Source organism: Xanthomonas sp. CFBP 8151, from assembly GCF_011761885.1.
Lineage (GTDB): Bacteria > Pseudomonadota > Gammaproteobacteria > Xanthomonadales > Xanthomonadaceae > Xanthomonas > Xanthomonas arboricola_B.
The window spans coordinates 1,139,949-1,154,740 of sequence record NZ_JAASQZ010000001.1; the positions used below are offsets into that span (position 1 = coordinate 1,139,949).

Here is a 14,792-nt window from a genome sequence, read left to right on the forward strand (position 1 = left end):
CAAGCCGGCGGCCGTGCAGTCACGCCGCACTTCCCTGCCCGGGTATCCAGTCGACTGGATGCAGCCGATCGGCCATTCTTGCTGCGATCCGCACCTTGGCGGTCCTTTGTCGAGAATACCGCCCTAGTGAACGTCGCCGGTTCTGCACTGATCCAAAACGATATCGTCGTGTTCGGCCTGATCGCTGCGACATTGGGGGCGGTGTTCTGGACCTCGTCGCGCGAGCAGGGGCTGTGGCGACGCGTCTATGCCGTGGTGCCGGCGCTGCTGCTGTGTTACCTGCTGCCCGGCATCTACAACACCGTTGGCCTGATCGACGGTGCCAATACCCGCCTGTACAACCCCATCGCACGCGACGTGCTGCTACCGGCCGCGTTGATCCTGCTCACGCTGAGCATCGATCTGGGCGCCATCCTGAAACTGGGCCCTAAGCTGGTCGCCATGTATCTGGGCGCGTCGCTGAGCATCATGCTGGGGGCGGTGGTGGCGTTCTGGGTAATGGGCTGGGTGCATCCGGCCACGGTGGCGGGCGATACCTGGGCCGGCATGGCCGCGTTGGCGGGCAGTTGGATTGGCGGTGGGGCGAACATGCTGGCGATGCGCGAGGTGTTCGATGTGGACGCCACCACGTTCGGGCAGTTTGCGGTGGTGGATGTGGGCGTCGGTTATGTATGGATGGCGGTTCTGATCGTCCTGGCCGGGCGCGCACGCAGCATCGATGCGCGCAGCGGCGCCGATACCCGCGCGCTGGATTCCCTGCAGGAGCGCATGGCGCGTTTCCAGGCCGAGCACGCGCGCATTCCCAGCCTGGCCGATCTGATGGTGATCGTGGCGGTGGCGTTCGGCGGGGTCGGGCTGGCGCACGCATTGGCCAATCCGCTGGCCGCGTGGTGCAAGGCTCACCTGGGCTGGTCCAGCCAGTTCAGCCTGGACACGCCGTTCGTGTGGGTCGTAGTGCTGGCGACCAGTATCGGCTTGCTGCTGAGCTTCACCCGCGCGCGTTCGCTGGAAGGCGCTGGCGCTTCCAGGATCGGCTCGCTACTGCTGTATTTCCTGATCGCCTGCATCGGCATGCAGATGGATCTGCTGGCGCTGCTGGACCGACCGTGGCTGTTCCTGCTCGGGTTGATCTGGATCGCGGTGCATATCGGGTTGCTGTGGGGCCTGGGCCGCCTGCTGCGGGTGCCGTTCTTCTATTTCGCGATCGGCTCGCAGTCCAATATCGGTGGACCGGCCTCGGCACCGGTGGTGGCCGCTGCGTTCCATCCGGCCCTGGCCCCGGTCGGTGTGCTGCTGGGCACGATGGGCTACGCCACCGGCACCTATCTGGCCTATCTGGTGGGCATCACGTTGCGCGCGATGGCGGGAGCCGGCTGACCGGACCGTCGCACGGTCGGGGGAGCGTCGTCGGGAAGGTGTGGCAGGACGTGCCGGGGTTACCTCGCGGTATCACGCATTGCCGCAGTGCCGGATGCACGCGTGCATCCATGTGATCGCCGCTTGCGAGGTGTTGTCAGCCACCTCGAGGCGGGCACTGACCAGCGCCAGTGCCCGGTCGCGATTATTGCTGCAGGCCGCGCCGCTGCGCTTCCTGCTGCGTGCCCTGTTGCGACTGTTGCTGGTTGTGCTGCTGCAACTGATCGACATTGCCGTGCGCCGGCTCGTTGGCCGCCGAGGCAGTCTGCACATGGCTGCGCAGATGCGCCGGGTCGTCCATCCGGCCCTGCACCGCAATCAGGCTGTCGCCGTCGCGGTTGGGCACCAGGTGATCGATCCGCTGCAGGCCGTCGCTGCTCGCACGTGCGGCCACGCTGGCGGCGGTGTTGAGAAACGCGGTGTCGTCGCGCAGGCCCAGGCGTTCGCGCTGGCCGTCCAGACGCACCACCGCGTCGTTGAACAACTGGCTGCCTGCACCTTGCGCCTGCCCAGGCGCTTGCATGTCCTGCGCCTTCATCACCGAGTCCATGCCGTGCAGATCCAGGCGGTGCTTCAACATCATGCCCGGCACCAGACGTTGCCCGAACGACAGCGGGTCCGGTTCCGGCAGCTCGATCTGATGGCCGGCCGCATTGGGCATCGCCCACTTCAGCGGGATGCTGTCTTCCTGCAGATGGGTGAGGATCTCGTTCTTGACGTGGTAGCCGCGGATCAACTCGCTGCTGGCGTAGTCCTTGGCCGCCGAGGCATCCAGGCCCTGGCGCTCCAGCGTGCGGTCGTTGACGCCGGCGGCGTTGTAGGTCACGGCTGGGATGTCGTTGACCATCGCCGACGCGGCCGCCAGGCCGCCACCGAGCGAATGTCCCGAGATCACCACCTGGTCGCCGAACGCCTGCCTGGCCTGGCTGCCGAGCTGGATGGCAGACGCATATTGCGCGTCGTCGAAGCCCAGGCCCTGGCCAAGGTTGTGCTTCCAGTCCTTGCCTTCGTCGGTGCCGCAGAAGCCGAGCACCACCTGGCCCTGCTCGTTGCGGTAGAACGCGGCATCGAAACCGCTCTTGGCATCGTGCAGCAGGCCGGAGTCGATGCCGGCCCGTTGCAGCGTGCTGTCGTCCATGCGCGTCCAGCCGTTGGGCAGTGGCGCAAAGGTTTCAGCGCTGCCTTCGCGTCGCTGCGAGGCAGTGGCGTAGAGGTCTTGCAGCACCGCCGGGAACTGGCGGTCTTCCGGCTGCGGTTGCTGTCCACGCATCGACTCTGCGAATGGGGTGGACGAGGAATTTGACGGGCTCATGCGCGGCTCCTTGCGTTCGTCGTGCGAAAAGCCCGCCTAGCGGCTGCTTTCCACGGGAATGTTGTGGGCGCTCAACCATGCGCGCACGTCCGACCTGGCCTGCTGGCCGGCGGCATTGAGCAGGCGGTCGGGGGTGGTGAAGAAATACGCCTGGAAGGTCTGGTGTTGCGCGTTGCGCAGCGTGGGGTCCACCCCGGCCTTGAGCAATTGCAGCACTGCCGGGCTTGCCGCACCGCTCTGTGCGGCCAGATGCAGCACGCTGTTGCCGGTGTTGTCGACGCGCTGCACGTCGGCGCCCGCTTCGATCAACAACGCGATCTGCGCGTCGCGCTTGCTCTGCACGGCGCGGAACAGCGGCGTCCACCCTGCGCGCGCGCTGACCACATCGATCGGCGCATGGTGCTGCAGCAGGATGTTCAGATATTGCGCATCCTTCGCCATGGCGGCCATATGCACGACCGTTTCCTGGTCCATGCCGGGCAACGACGGATCTGCGCCGGCATCGAGCAATGCGGCCAGGGCGCGGGGTTGTTCGTTCCAGATCGCCCACTCGAGCAGGGTGACGTTCTGATCGCCGTGTGCGGCGAGATCGACCGTCGGTGCAAGTGCACGGATTCGAGCGACATCACCATGGGCAATGGCGCTGGCGATGTCGGTCAGGCCGGGGTCGCGGAAGGCGACGGTGTGGTCCTGCAGCGTAGCTGACATGGTGGTTTGCTCCTTGGCACCGGGCGAGGCGGTGCATGAGACCGCGAAAAACGAGGTCGCAAGAACGAGCAGGGTGGGGAATCGCGTCTGCATCGAAATCTCCTTCTCCTGATCGCATTCCTGGTGGCACTGCGGTGTGTCCTTCCGCAGCCGGGCCGATCCTACCAGCTGCACAAACGATGCGCGGTAAGATTTTGTGACATGCCGGCGCCACGGGTTTCAGTTGTTGAGTCCGCTTGCCGTCGTGGTGTCGGCCTGTCGCCGATGCATCACGATGGGCCTCATACGCGCCTGCACTCCGCCACAGCCGACGGTCACGGGGCGGCCGGCATAATGGCGCTTTGCGAGCAGATGGGTGCAATGGTCTACGAATTACTGATCAGCGATTGCGATGGCGTGCTTGTCGACAGCGAGATACTGGCCGACCGGGTGATGCGCGAGGCGCTGGCGGCCTTCGTGCCGGCCGAGGCGTTGGAGCATCTGCTCGGGACAACGTTCGGGCAGACCACGCGTGAGGTATTGCGGCGCGTGCAGGAACATTTCGCGGTCCGGCTGCCGGAGACCTTGCTGGCACAGATCCAGACGCGTGGCGAAGCCTTGATCAAAGCCGAGGTGCAGCCAATCGCCGGCGCGCGCGATGCATTGGAACAGATTCCGTTGCCGCTGGCGGTCGCCTCCAACAGCCGCCGCCACAATGTGATTGCCTCGGTCGAACGGGTGGGGCTCACCGTGCGCGCGGCGGGGCACATCTTCAGTGCCGATATGGTGGAGCGGCCCAAACCGGCGCCGGATGTCTACCTGTTGGCTGCACGGACCTTGGGCGTTGCGCCGGAGCGCTGCCTGGTGATCGAAGACAGCCCCACCGGTGCGACTGCCGCACTGGCGGCCGGCATGCAGGTACTGGGGTTTATCGGTGCCAGCCATATCCCGCACGGACATGCCGACACCTTGCGTCGCATCGGTGTGCTGGCGGTGTTCGACGATATGCGCGATCTGCCTGCGTTGTTCGGGCAGCTGGCGCAAAAACGCGCTGGCTGAGAGCTGCCGGCAGAACGTGTTGGACGCAGTGTCGAGGGTGGCGGAATCGCAGCCCTCTCGTTCTGCAACTGACTGGGCCAGATGTTCAATCGACCTGCAATGACAGAGCTGTTGCGTCGTAGCGTCGCTTGGAGACAGTCAAGAGCTTGGTCCGTCGAGCGCGCGGTGCCCTCACCACTTGCGGGACACGCCGCAAGGACGTCCGTGTAGGCTCGGTGGCGGCATCCATGCCGCCACACGGTCCCGCAACCGCTGAGGGAACCGCACCAGAAAATTGGTTAGTGGCTTTCTCGAGAGATTGTTGCTCGGCTTTGGGTGGCAGACGAGACGTTTGTGGGTTGCGTGCTGAAAGCCCGTCCACCGCTCGGCTCGCGATGGGATGGTGAGAAGCTGGTCGACACCCAATGATCCGACCAACGCACATCGTGCACCGCTTGCAACCATGCACATCTGCCATCTCGACAGGTCCTTGCCCGCTCACCGTCGCGGGACCTAACGCGGCATGGATGCCGCGTAAGAATCTACAAGGACGTACTTGCGGCGTGTCCTGCGATGGTGGGCGGGCAAGGGCCCTGCAGCGAAGCCGCAGATCAACCGCTCCGCAACTGATCCATCCGCACTAGATAATTCTGCTCGAGACAAAAGACACAACAGCAACCAAGACTTCGCGCAGCAGCAGCGGCGGTTGAGTGCAGTCAACAGCGCGGCGAGTCGAGTGCGCGGTGCCCTCACCACTTGCGGGACACGCCGTGAATCCGCTCGTGGAGGCTTCTTGGCGGCATCCATGCCGCCAAGGGTCCCGCAACCGGCGAGGACACCGCACCAGAAAGTTGCTCGGTGGTCGGTTGAAAACCCGCTGATTTGCCAGGCCTGCATGGGAGCGCTGACCTACCCTGCGGCGTGTCCCGCGATGGTAGGCGGGCAAGGGCCTTGCAGCCAATCCCAAGCCATCAACGCAACAGGGCGCGATTCGCATCGCGCCCTGCTGCGTTCCGACTCGCCACCTATCCGGTCATCCGGTCAGCAGCAGCGAAACCCGCTCTTGCCGCCGTACCGCGCATCCTGGCGCTCGCGGAAGAAGGTGGGGTAGTCCATCACCGGCTTGTCGGGGTGTTTTTCCAGCATGTGGCGCACGTAGTTGTCGTAATCGGGAATGCCGCAGCACAGGCGTGCGGTCTGGATCAGGCGCCGCCAGATGCGACGATGCACCTGGTACTGGCTGGCCAGAACGAGTTGGGTGCCCATTACAGATCCGCCATCTGGTGTGGCTGCAAAGCCACGTACGGGGTTTCACGGTCGCTGCGCTGCGGATTGCGGCGCGCAATCACGATCGTCTTGATCGCGTAGATCAGGATCGAACCCACCACGAACAGGAACAGCACCGTCAGCCCGGTGTTGACGTAGGCGTTGGTGACGATCTGCTGCATCTGCGCCACCGTCTTGGCCGGCGCGGTGATGGTGTTGCTGGCGATGGCGTCCTGGTATTTGTGCGCCTGCGCCAGGAAGCCCTGCGCCGGGTTGCTGTCGAAGATCTTGATCAGCCCCGCATAGGTGGTGCAGATCAGCAGCCACAACGCCGGCACCAGGGTGACCCAGGCGTAGCGGTCACGTTTCAGCTTGAACAGCACCACCGTGCCCAGCATCAGCGCGATTCCGGCCAGCATCTGGTTGGAGATGCCGAACAACGGCCACAAGGTCTGGATGCCGCCGAACGGGTCGATCACGCCGGTGTAGAGCAGGTAACCCCACAACGCCACGCAACCGGCGGTGGCGATGATGTTGGCGGCCCACGATTCGGTCTTCTTCAGCGCCGGGATGAAGTTGCCCAGCAGGTCCTGCAGCATGAAGCGGCCCGCACGCGTACCGGCATCCACGGCGGTCAGGATGAACAGGGCTTCGAACAGGATCGCGAAGTGGTACCAGAATGCCATGGTGTCTTCGCCCGGCAGCAGCTGGTGCAGGATCTGCGCGATGCCCACCGCCAGGGTGGGCGCACCACCGGCGCGTGCCAGGATGCTGTGCTCGCCGATGTCGCGTGCTGTGGCCTCCAGCACCTCGGGAGTGATCGCAAAGCCCCATTCGGACACCTTGGCCGCAACGGCCACGGTGTCGCTGCCGACCAGCGAGGCCGGGCTGTTCATGGCGAAGTAGATGCCCGGCTCGATGATCGATGCGGCCACCAGCGCCATCACCGCCACGAACGACTCCATCAGCATGCCGCCGTAGCCGATGTAGCGCATGTGGCCTTCGTTGGCGAGCAGCTTGGGCGTGGTGCCCGAGGCGATCAACGCATGGAAACCGGAAACCGCGCCGCAGGCGATGGTGATGAACAGGAACGGGAAGATGCCGCCCTTCCAGACCGGGCCATCGCCGGTGGAAGCGAACTGGGTCAGTGCCGGCATCTTCAGATCCGGCATGACCACCAGGATGCCGATCGCCAGCGCCAGGATCGTGCCGATCTTGAGGAAGGTAGACAGGTAATCGCGCGGTGCCAGCAGCAGCCACACCGGCAACACCGAGGCGACAAAGCCGTAGCCGATCAGCATCCAGGTGATCTGCTTGGCGGTGAAGGTGAATGCCGGGCCCCAAGTTGGATCTGCCGCGACCTTGCCGCCCAGCCAGATCGCGCCCAGCAGCAGGATCAGGCCGACCACCGAGATCTCGCCGATCTTCCCGACCCGGATGTAGCGCATGTACACGCCCATCATCAGCGCGATCGGCATCGTGGCGATGACGGTGAACATGCCCCAGGGGCTTTCCGCCAGTGCCTTGACCACCACCATCGCCAGCACCGCCAGGATGATGATCATGATCAGGAAGGCGCCGAACAAGGCGATGGTGCCGGGCACCTGGCCCATTTCCTCGCGCACCAGATCGCCCAGCGAGCGGCCGTTGCGGCGGCTGGACAGGAACAGCACCACGAAGTCCTGCACCGCGCCGGCAAACACCACGCCGACCACCAGCCACAGCAGGCCGGGCAGGTAGCCCATCTGTGCGGCAAGCACCGGGCCAACCAATGGCCCGGCACCGGCGATCGCGGCGAAGTGATGGCCGAACAGTACGTGCTTGTTGGTGGGCACGTAGTCCAGACCGTCGTTGTTGGCCACCGCCGGGGTAGCGCGGGTGACGTCCAGCTGCATCACCTTGTCGGCGATGAACAGGCTGTAGAAACGGTAGGCGATCAGGTAGATCGACACCGCCGCCACCACGATCCACAGCGCGTTGATGTGTTCGCCGCGCCGTAGTGCCACGGTGCCCAGACAGAACGCGGCCAGCAGCGCCAGCGCGCCCCAGGCCAGCTTCGAGAACCCTTTCATGCATGCCCCTCAGGAACGATTCACCCAAGGGTCACCCTCTGCCCGCCCGGGGTCAATGGCGTCGTTCGGGGCCAGGGTAAAACTTTAGTTGTAGAGCGTCCGGTCGCCGCGTGCCGGATCGCGCGGCGGCGCCGGCGGGTTTTGGAACGATCGGTTGCGCCGGTCGCGGTTGGGCCGCGTGCCGGCTGCATCCATTATTCGGGCCAGTCATTCACGCTAAGGAGAGGTCGATGAGCGTCACCACCACCGCAGCGGCACGCGTGCTGCGCACCATTCGTGGCATGCCCACCTCCGACGGCGCCGGGGTCAAGCTGACCCGCGTGATCGGCACCCAGCAGCTGCCGGACCTGGACCCGTTCCTGATGCTGGACGAGTTCGGCACCGACAAGGCAGAAGACTATCTGGCCGGGTTTCCCAGCCATCCGCACCGCGGCTTTGAGACGGTGACCTACATGCTGGACGGGCGCATGCGCCACAAGGACAACCATGGCAACGAAGGTCTGCTGACCCCGGGCAGCGTGCAGTGGATGACCGCCGGGCGCGGGCTGATCCATTCGGAAATGCCCGAGCAGGAATCCGGGCGCATGCGCGGCTTTCAGCTGTGGGTGAACCTGCCGGCGCGCGACAAGATGACCGACCCCAGGTATCAGGAGTACGCGCCGGAGAGCATTCCGGTCGCCCAGCCTGCGCCCGGCGTCACGGTCAAGGTGATCGCCGGCGCGGTGGGCGAGGTGCGCGGCCCGATCGTGCAACCGGCCACCGCGCCGGTGTACCTGGATATCGCACTGGCGCCGGATGCGGCCTGGGACTATGTGCTGCCCAGCGGCCACAACGCATTTGCCTACGCGTTCGAAGGTACGGTGACGGTGGGCGAGGGCGATGCCGCGCGTGCGCTGCCGGCTCAGGAACTGGCGGTGCTGGGCGGTGGCGAGCGCTTGACGCTACGTGCAGGTGCGGACGGTGCGCAGCTGATCCTGGTGGCGGGTCGCCCGCTCAACGAGCCGGTGATGCGACACGGCCCGTTCGTGATGAACACCAAGCAGGAATTGATGCAGGCCTTCGTCGATTTCCAGGAGGGGCGGTTCTGAGCCGGCGCGCTGCAGCCGCCGTGGGGCAGCGGTGCCGATGATGGCCGCGCGCAAGCAGTGGTCTTTGACGGCGGTGCATTGCATCTGCATCACACCCAGCGCGGTGCTGCGGGCACGGTGATCACGCGGCAGATCGAACTGGAAGGCGCGCTGGACGGTGCGTAGCGTGGACGTGGACGACGAATGGCCGATTCATCGCCTGCTCAAGGGCAAGGTATGGATCGCCACCGCACTGCTAAGGAGGCGGCGACGCGTCGGCGGGTGCGGCGGGCGCTAGAAAGCAGGCGAGCCGGTTGTGCGGCAGCATTTGCTCAGCCGGCCCGCTTGAGAGACCGCGTCAGGTGGGCATGCCCTGGCGCTTCACTACCGCCTGCGTCAGCGCTGCAGGGCCAGGCTGGCGGGCTGCAGATCCATGTTCTGCACCAGCGACTGCATCGAGGCCAGTTCCTCGGTGTTGGCGCCGTCGATCCATAGCTGTGCGTAGCGCTTCTTGCCCAGCTCGACCACGGTGACGCGGCGCGATTCCATGCCCGGCAGGTCACGGCCGCCCAGGTCGAGCTTGTACCAATAGAAGTCCTCCTGCTGGATCTGGCCTTTCTCCGCGCGTCGGTCGCGCGCCAGCGTCATCGCCGGGTCGCGGGTGGTCAGCATCACACCGACCACCTGGCGACCGTCTGCGGTCATGGCCTTGCAGACCAGATAGTCCGCGCCCGCAAGCTCGTTCCACTGCAGCCCGGAGGCTGGCGGTAGCGGCGGGCAGACCGGTGAGGTTTGGGCGTGAACGGCGGCGGCGGCCCACAGCAGGCTCAGGCCGACAAGGCAGGATGCGGACTTCATTCAAGTATTCCCCGGCGTTGGATGTCTGCGCAGAGACAGCGTCGTCGCGCGTGTCGCCGCATCAGCCTGTGCGCTCCCCGCCCGGCTGTGCCTCGCACGCAACCTGTCCCAACCTATGGAGACATCACTACCACAGGTTTGGCTGCAAGCTCAAGCGCAATTCGCAGGCCGGGCTGCAATCGGCCGTGCGCACGGGCACTCCCGTTTCGAGACCTGGGTGGGTACACGGCGCCCGCCCGCTGCTGACTACCACATCGGCGCCATCCAGCTGCGCCTCGCCGTCGAGGATGTAGAGCGCACGTTCGGTCGCCAGCGTTGCATGCGTGCAGGCGGGGAAGGCGCTCAACCAAGGCGGATCGCTCCGGCTGTGTCGCGCGCGAAGGCGGGGGGTGTCTTTCCCATGTCCAACGGCGCATGCCGCGCGATTGCAGTCGAGCGGCGCGTAGCGATGTGCTGCAGTGACCCCAGTCATGAACGCTCGCGCGAAGATGACGTAACTCATCGCAGGAAGAATCATCCATCGACCGCGCGACAGCTCGTGTCGGTGTCGGCACCGTTGACATGCGATGCGCCTGGATGCCGCGCTCTGGAAAGGCACTGCGGGGGTACGCTGGCGGCCAGCACGAGCGCGCCGAGATGGTCCAGCGCGGACGACAGCGGCAGGCACGCAGCATGTCGATCGCGATCGACTGCCGCGCGCTAGAACAGTTGTCCGGGCGCCGTGGCGTCCAGGGCGATCTCGCCGCGCCGCGAGGCCAGCCGATCGGCCAGGCGCGTGGGCTCGGGCAGGCGATAGGCGCGCAAGGTACGTAGCGTCCAGTCGAGCGCACCCTGCATCGAGACGCGATGGCCAGGCGAGACGATCAGCGGATTGCAGCGCAGCTTGCTGCGCAGCGCCCAGCCGATCTGCGTGCCGCCCAACAGGATCGGGCTATGGTCGCCGCGCCCGGGTCCTGGCTCGACGAAGCTGCCTGCCAGGCGTTGCTTGGCCACGCCGATGCTGGGCAAGCCGGTCACCACGCCAAAGTGTGCAGCGATGCCGAGCTTGCGCGGATGCGCGATGCCCTGGCCGTCGATGAAGACCAGATCAGGCGGGCGCGAGAGCAGTGCCAGCGCCTGCAGCAAGGCCGGCAGCTCGCGAAAACTGAGCAGCCCCGGTACGTACGGCATCGAGGTGGGCACGCGCGCGACATGGGTTTCCAGCGGCATCAGCGTGTCTGCATCCAGCAGCACCGCGGCCGCGCGCGTGGTCTGGCCGTCGTCTTCGAAGCCGACGTCGAAGCCGGCGAGCAGCTGCGGTGTTGCGCCGGGCTGGTCCTGCAGCACCACGCGGTGTGCCAGTTGCTGTTGCAACTGTCGCGCCTGGGTGACGCTGCCATCCCAACCGGCAAAGACGGGATCGATCGTTTGCATGGCCGCAGCATCGCGCGCCGGCCGTGGCGGTGTCGTGCACGCCTGCGATGCGCTGGCTGCCGTTACAATCGCAGGCTGATCGGCCCCCAATCGGAGAACCGTAGTGACCCGTAAACTCGTACTGCTGCGCCATGGCCAGAGCCAATGGAACCTGGACAACCGTTTCACCGGCTGGGTGGATGTGGAGCTCACCGAGCAAGGTCGCCAGGAAGCCGCTGCGGCCGGCAAGCTGATGAAGGACGAAGGCCTGCAGTTCGATGTGGCGCACACCTCGGTGCTCAAGCGCGCCATCCATACGTTGCAGGGCGCATTGAAGGAACTCGACCAGGACTGGTTGCCGGTGTCCAAGAGCTGGCGCCTCAACGAGCGCCACTACGGTGGCCTGCAGGGGCTGGACAAGGCCGAGACGGCCGCCAAGCACGGCGAAGAGCAGGTCAAGATCTGGCGTCGTTCCTACGACATCCCGCCGCCGGCGATGGACGTCGACGACCCTGGCCATCCGTGTCACGACCGTCGTTACGCCACGCTGGACCGCAATGCCTTGCCGGGCACCGAGTCGCTGGCGACCACACTGGTGCGCGTGTTGCCCTACTGGCACGACGCGATCGCGCCGCAGTTGAAGGCCGGGCAGACCGTGCTGGTGACCGCGCACGGCAACTCGCTGCGTGCGCTGTACAAGTACCTCAACGCTGTCTCCAACGAGCAGATCCTGGAGCTCAACATCCCGACCGGCATCCCGTTGCTGTTCGAGCTGGACGACAACCTGCAGGTACAGAGCTACCGCTATCTGGGCGACCAGGAAGCGGCCAAGTGCGCCGCCGAAGCGGTGGCCAATCAGGGCAAGGCAAAATAATCGTCGCATCCGCTGGCTGCGCTGCATGCATGACGCGCGCAGCGTGGCGTGGGGTTCGCAGCGCGCGCTCGAGTGCGCGCTCCGCATCTGACACGCGAGCGTGTGTTCTTGCAGGGGAGACATGATGTCCAGCAAGCGTAACAGGCAACAGATGAGTGCCACCTACTGCCGCGCGTATCTGGTGACGTTGGGGTTGCTGTTGGCAGGTGGCAGCGCTGCGTTCGCGTTGCTGGCCCGGGGCAGCGTATCCGCGTCGGCGATGGGCCTGACGCTGCTGATCTGTGTCATGGGTGTCGTGCTGCTGGCGTTTGGTTTTTTCGGGCCGTCGCGACAGATGGAATCCTGGGCGGAAGCGGCGTCCGGGCATGAGATCGCGCTGGTGCTGATGGTGCTGGCGTATCCGGTGTATCTGCTGATGGCACCGGTGTACGCGCGCAAATGACCGCAGTCGATGGCGCGCTGCTGCGCCGGGCTGCTGGGTGGTTTTCCGCGGAAGTAGAGAGCGCCGGCACGCGCGTGCCCAGGCGCCGCGGAGTGCGCGGTTGGGCGTTGCGTGTTCTTCGCCAAGGCGTGGTACCGGACGTCAGGATCTTGCGGTGCCGCTGCGATGATGGTGTGGTTGGTGTGTCTGCGTTGATAGCCCACTTTTTTTGACCGCGTCTGATGCGGTCGCATGCCTTGGAGAATGGAACGATGTTGAGCAAATTCGCGACGCTGTCGCTTGCGGTGGCTATCGCGGTGACGCTCTCGGCGTGTGGCGGTTCCGACGACACTGCCAGGCCGGCACCGGCCGCAACGCCGGCCGCACCGACCAGGGTGGATGTGTCCAAGCTCGATGCACCGATCGTGGCCTTCGGCATCAATGATCTGGATCCGGCCATCAACGCGTGCCAGGACCTCAACGGCTTCGTCAACGCCAAGTGGCTCAAGGCCAATCCGGTGCCATCGGACCGCACCAGCTGGGGCAGTTTCGAAGTGCTGGCCGAGCGTTCGCTGACCATCCAGCACGCGCTGGTGGAGCAACTGGCGCGCGGCAACCTGTCGGCCGGCTCGGTGGATGCCAAGATCGCCGACCTGTGGCGCACCGGCTCGGACGAAGCGGCGATCGACAAGGCCGGCATCACGCCGCTGCAGCCGCAGCTGAAGGCGATCGATGCGCTGACCGATGCGCCGGCCATCGCCGCATGGTTGCGCGACAGCTATGCAAAGGGCCAGGGGTTCATGTTCTCGTTCGGCGCCAACGCCGACTACAAGAATTCCGAGCAGATGATCGCCTACGCAGGCCAGGGCGGTCTGGGGCTGCCGGAAAAGGGCTATTACACCGATCCGGCGCAGGCCAGGATCCGTGAGCAGTACGTGGCCTACATCGCGCGCGTGCTGGAACTGTCCGGCATTGCAGCAGCGCAGGCGGCAACCCAGGCCAAGGCGGTGATGGCGTTCGAAACGCGCCTGGCCAATGCCTCGCTGTCGCGCATCGAACTGCGCGACCCGGCCAAGCGCTACAACCCGGTCGATGTGGCCGGCGCCAATGCCATCACACCGCATTTCGATTGGCAGGCATTCTTCAGCGCCCTGAAGGTTCCGGCAGGGACTTTCTCGCTGAGCCAGCCGGGTTACTTCGCCGAGTTCGATGCGATGCTGGCCGACACGCCGGTGGAGACCTGGAAGGCGTACCTGCGTTTCCACAGCGTGGATGAGGCAGCGCCGTACCTGGCCAAACCGTTCGAGCAGGCCAACTTCGATTTCTATGCCAAGACGCTGCGTGGCCAGCAGGACATGCTGCCGCGCTGGAAGCGCACCTTGAACGCGGTCAACGAGGCGATGGGTGAGGCCCTGGGCCAGTTGTACGTGCAGTCCGCATTCCCGGCCGAGTCAAAGCAGCAGATGCAGCAGCTGGTGCAGAACCTCTCGGTGGCGCTCAAGGCACGGCTGGAAAAGCTCGACTGGATGAGCGCGGACACCAAGCAGCGCGCGCTGGAAAAGTGGGCCAGCTTCACGCCCAAGATCGGTTACCCGGATCAATGGCGCGACTGGTCGGGCCTGGAAACCCGTGGCGATGGTTTCCTGGCCAACATGCAGGCGGCGCAGGCATTCAACTATCGCTACATGCTGGACAAGATCGGCAAACCGGTCGACAAGCGCGAGTGGCATATGACCCCGCAGACGGTCAACGCCTACTACAACGCCACGCGCAACGAGATCGTGTTTCCGGCGGCGATCCTGCAGCCGCCGTTCTTCGACTCCAAGGCCGATGCAGCGTTGAATTACGGCGGTATCGGCGCGGTGATTGGGCACGAGATGATGCATGGCTACGACGACTCGGGCAGCCAGTTCGATGCCAAGGGCAATTTCGATACCTGGTGGACCGACGCGGACCGCAAGCTGTTCACCCAGCGCACCGACCGGCTGGTGGCGCAGTTCGACGGCTATGAGGCGATTCCCGGCGTACAGGTCAAAGGCAAGCTGACCTTGGGCGAGAACATCGGCGACCTGGGCGGCCTCACCGTGGCCTACGATGCGCTGCAGATGGCGTCGAAGGAACAACCCGACGCCGGCAAGGACATCGACGGTTATACCCAGGACCAGCGTTTCTTCATGAACTGGGCCACGGTGTGGCGCCGCAACTTCACCGACGGTGAGTTGCGCGTGCGCCTGAACACCGACCCGCATGCGCCGGCCAATTTCCGCGCCAATGCTGCGCCCTCGAACATGCCGGCATTTGCGCAGGCATTCCAGTGCAGGCCTGGCGATGCGATGGTCCGTGCGGACAAGGATCGCGTTGCGATCTGGTGATCGGCGCCTGCGGCAAG

The 14,792-nt window shown here is 65.4% G+C and carries 12 protein-coding genes and 1 pseudogene; 7 read left to right on the forward strand and 6 right to left on the reverse strand.

Features of this window, described 5'->3' with window-relative positions; genetic code table 11:
* The first annotated feature begins 126 nt into the window (after window positions 1–126).
* Window positions 127–1,377, forward strand: coding sequence for a DUF819 family protein (locus FHT08_RS04835; RefSeq protein ID WP_166774443.1), 1,251 nt, complete (start codon window positions 127–129; stop codon window positions 1,375–1,377).
* 184 nt (window positions 1,378–1,561) lie between these two features.
* On the opposite strand, the gene FHT08_RS04840 is transcribed toward FHT08_RS04835, so the two are convergent.
* Together FHT08_RS04840 and FHT08_RS04845 are read right to left on the reverse strand one after the other, a co-directional pair.
* On the reverse strand, window positions 1,562–2,728 hold the full coding sequence (locus FHT08_RS04840) for an XVIPCD domain-containing protein (protein ID WP_166774444.1): 1,167 nt from the start codon (window positions 2,726–2,728) through the stop codon (window positions 1,562–1,564).
* Window positions 2,729–2,764: 36 nt separating this feature from the next.
* Window positions 2,765–3,529, reverse strand: coding sequence for an ankyrin repeat domain-containing protein (locus FHT08_RS04845; protein ID WP_166774445.1), 765 nt, complete (start codon window positions 3,527–3,529; stop codon window positions 2,765–2,767).
* Between the two features lie 240 nt (window positions 3,530–3,769).
* On the opposite strand from FHT08_RS04845, the gene FHT08_RS04850 reads away from it, so the two are divergent.
* Entirely contained in the window at window positions 3,770–4,474 is a 705-nt protein-coding gene (locus FHT08_RS04850) for an HAD family hydrolase (RefSeq protein WP_166774446.1), read from the forward strand.
* Window positions 4,475–5,494: 1,020 nt separating this feature from the next.
* Here the strand turns inward: FHT08_RS04850 and FHT08_RS04855 are convergent.
* On the reverse strand, window positions 5,495–5,719 hold the full coding sequence (locus tag FHT08_RS04855) for a CstA-like transporter-associated (seleno)protein (RefSeq protein ID WP_016904074.1): 225 nt from the start codon (window positions 5,717–5,719) through the stop codon (window positions 5,495–5,497).
* Window positions 5,719–7,791 carry a carbon starvation CstA family protein gene (locus tag FHT08_RS04860; protein ID WP_104535899.1) on the reverse strand — a complete coding sequence of 691 codons (2,073 nt, stop codon included), beginning with the start codon at window positions 7,789–7,791 and terminating at the stop codon, window positions 5,719–5,721. Before FHT08_RS04860 ends, FHT08_RS04855 begins: the two co-directional genes overlap by 1 nt.
* 230 nt (window positions 7,792–8,021) lie before the next feature.
* On the opposite strand from FHT08_RS04860, the gene FHT08_RS04865 reads away from it, so the two are divergent.
* Window positions 8,022–8,879, forward strand: coding sequence for a pirin family protein (locus FHT08_RS04865; protein ID WP_104535898.1), 858 nt, complete (start codon window positions 8,022–8,024; stop codon window positions 8,877–8,879).
* A 31-nt stretch (window positions 8,880–8,910) separates the two neighbouring features.
* Window positions 8,911–9,156: pseudogene (locus FHT08_RS19945) on the forward strand (OsmC family peroxiredoxin); the annotation flags it as partial.
* Between the two features lie 98 nt (window positions 9,157–9,254).
* On the opposite strand, the gene FHT08_RS04870 reads toward FHT08_RS19945, so the two are convergent.
* Window positions 9,255–9,716, reverse strand: a complete 462-nt coding sequence (locus FHT08_RS04870; RefSeq protein WP_166774447.1) for a hypothetical protein — start codon at window positions 9,714–9,716, stop codon at window positions 9,255–9,257.
* A 699-nt stretch (window positions 9,717–10,415) separates the two neighbouring features.
* On the reverse strand, window positions 10,416–11,129 hold the full coding sequence (gene nfi / locus FHT08_RS04875; protein WP_104535895.1) for a deoxyribonuclease V: 714 nt from the start codon (window positions 11,127–11,129) through the stop codon (window positions 10,416–10,418).
* A 103-nt stretch (window positions 11,130–11,232) separates the two neighbouring features.
* Here nfi and gpmA point away from each other — a divergent pair, with 103 nt between their 5' ends.
* The 3 genes from gpmA to FHT08_RS04890 all read left to right on the forward strand — a co-directional run bounded on the left by gpmA (window position 11,233) and on the right by FHT08_RS04890 (window position 14,775).
* Window positions 11,233–11,982, forward strand: a complete 750-nt coding sequence (gene gpmA / locus FHT08_RS04880) for a 2,3-diphosphoglycerate-dependent phosphoglycerate mutase (RefSeq protein WP_166774448.1) — start codon at window positions 11,233–11,235, stop codon at window positions 11,980–11,982.
* A 124-nt stretch (window positions 11,983–12,106) separates the two neighbouring features.
* Window positions 12,107–12,424, forward strand: coding sequence for a hypothetical protein (locus tag FHT08_RS04885; protein ID WP_166774449.1), 318 nt, complete (start codon window positions 12,107–12,109; stop codon window positions 12,422–12,424).
* A 251-nt stretch (window positions 12,425–12,675) separates the two neighbouring features.
* Window positions 12,676–14,775, forward strand: a complete 2,100-nt coding sequence (locus tag FHT08_RS04890) for a M13-type metalloendopeptidase (protein ID WP_166774450.1) — start codon at window positions 12,676–12,678, stop codon at window positions 14,773–14,775.
* Window positions 14,776–14,792: the final 17 nt, after the last annotated feature.

Coding starts and splice junctions, on each gene's coding strand:
- FHT08_RS04840 (WP_166774444.1), bottom strand. CDS start 2,728: ATGAGCCCGTCAAATTCCTCGTCCACCCCATTCGCAGAGTCGATGCGT.
- FHT08_RS04845 (WP_166774445.1), bottom strand. CDS start 3,529: ATGCAGACGCGATTCCCCACCCTGCTCGTTCTTGCGACCTCGTTTTTC.
- FHT08_RS04850 (WP_166774446.1), top strand. CDS start 3,770: ATGGCGCTTTGCGAGCAGATGGGTGCAATGGTCTACGAATTACTGATC.
- FHT08_RS04855 (WP_016904074.1), bottom strand. CDS start 5,719: ATGGGCACCCAACTCGTTCTGGCCAGCCAGTACCAGGTGCATCGTCGC.
- FHT08_RS04860 (WP_104535899.1), bottom strand. CDS start 7,791: ATGAAAGGGTTCTCGAAGCTGGCCTGGGGCGCGCTGGCGCTGCTGGCC.
- FHT08_RS04865 (WP_104535898.1), top strand. CDS start 8,022: ATGAGCGTCACCACCACCGCAGCGGCACGCGTGCTGCGCACCATTCGT.
- FHT08_RS04870 (WP_166774447.1), bottom strand. CDS start 9,716: ATGAAGTCCGCATCCTGCCTTGTCGGCCTGAGCCTGCTGTGGGCCGCC.
- nfi (WP_104535895.1), bottom strand. CDS start 11,129: ATGCAAACGATCGATCCCGTCTTTGCCGGTTGGGATGGCAGCGTCACC.
- FHT08_RS04885 (WP_166774449.1), top strand. CDS start 12,107: ATGTCCAGCAAGCGTAACAGGCAACAGATGAGTGCCACCTACTGCCGC.
- FHT08_RS04890 (WP_166774450.1), top strand. CDS start 12,676: ATGTTGAGCAAATTCGCGACGCTGTCGCTTGCGGTGGCTATCGCGGTG.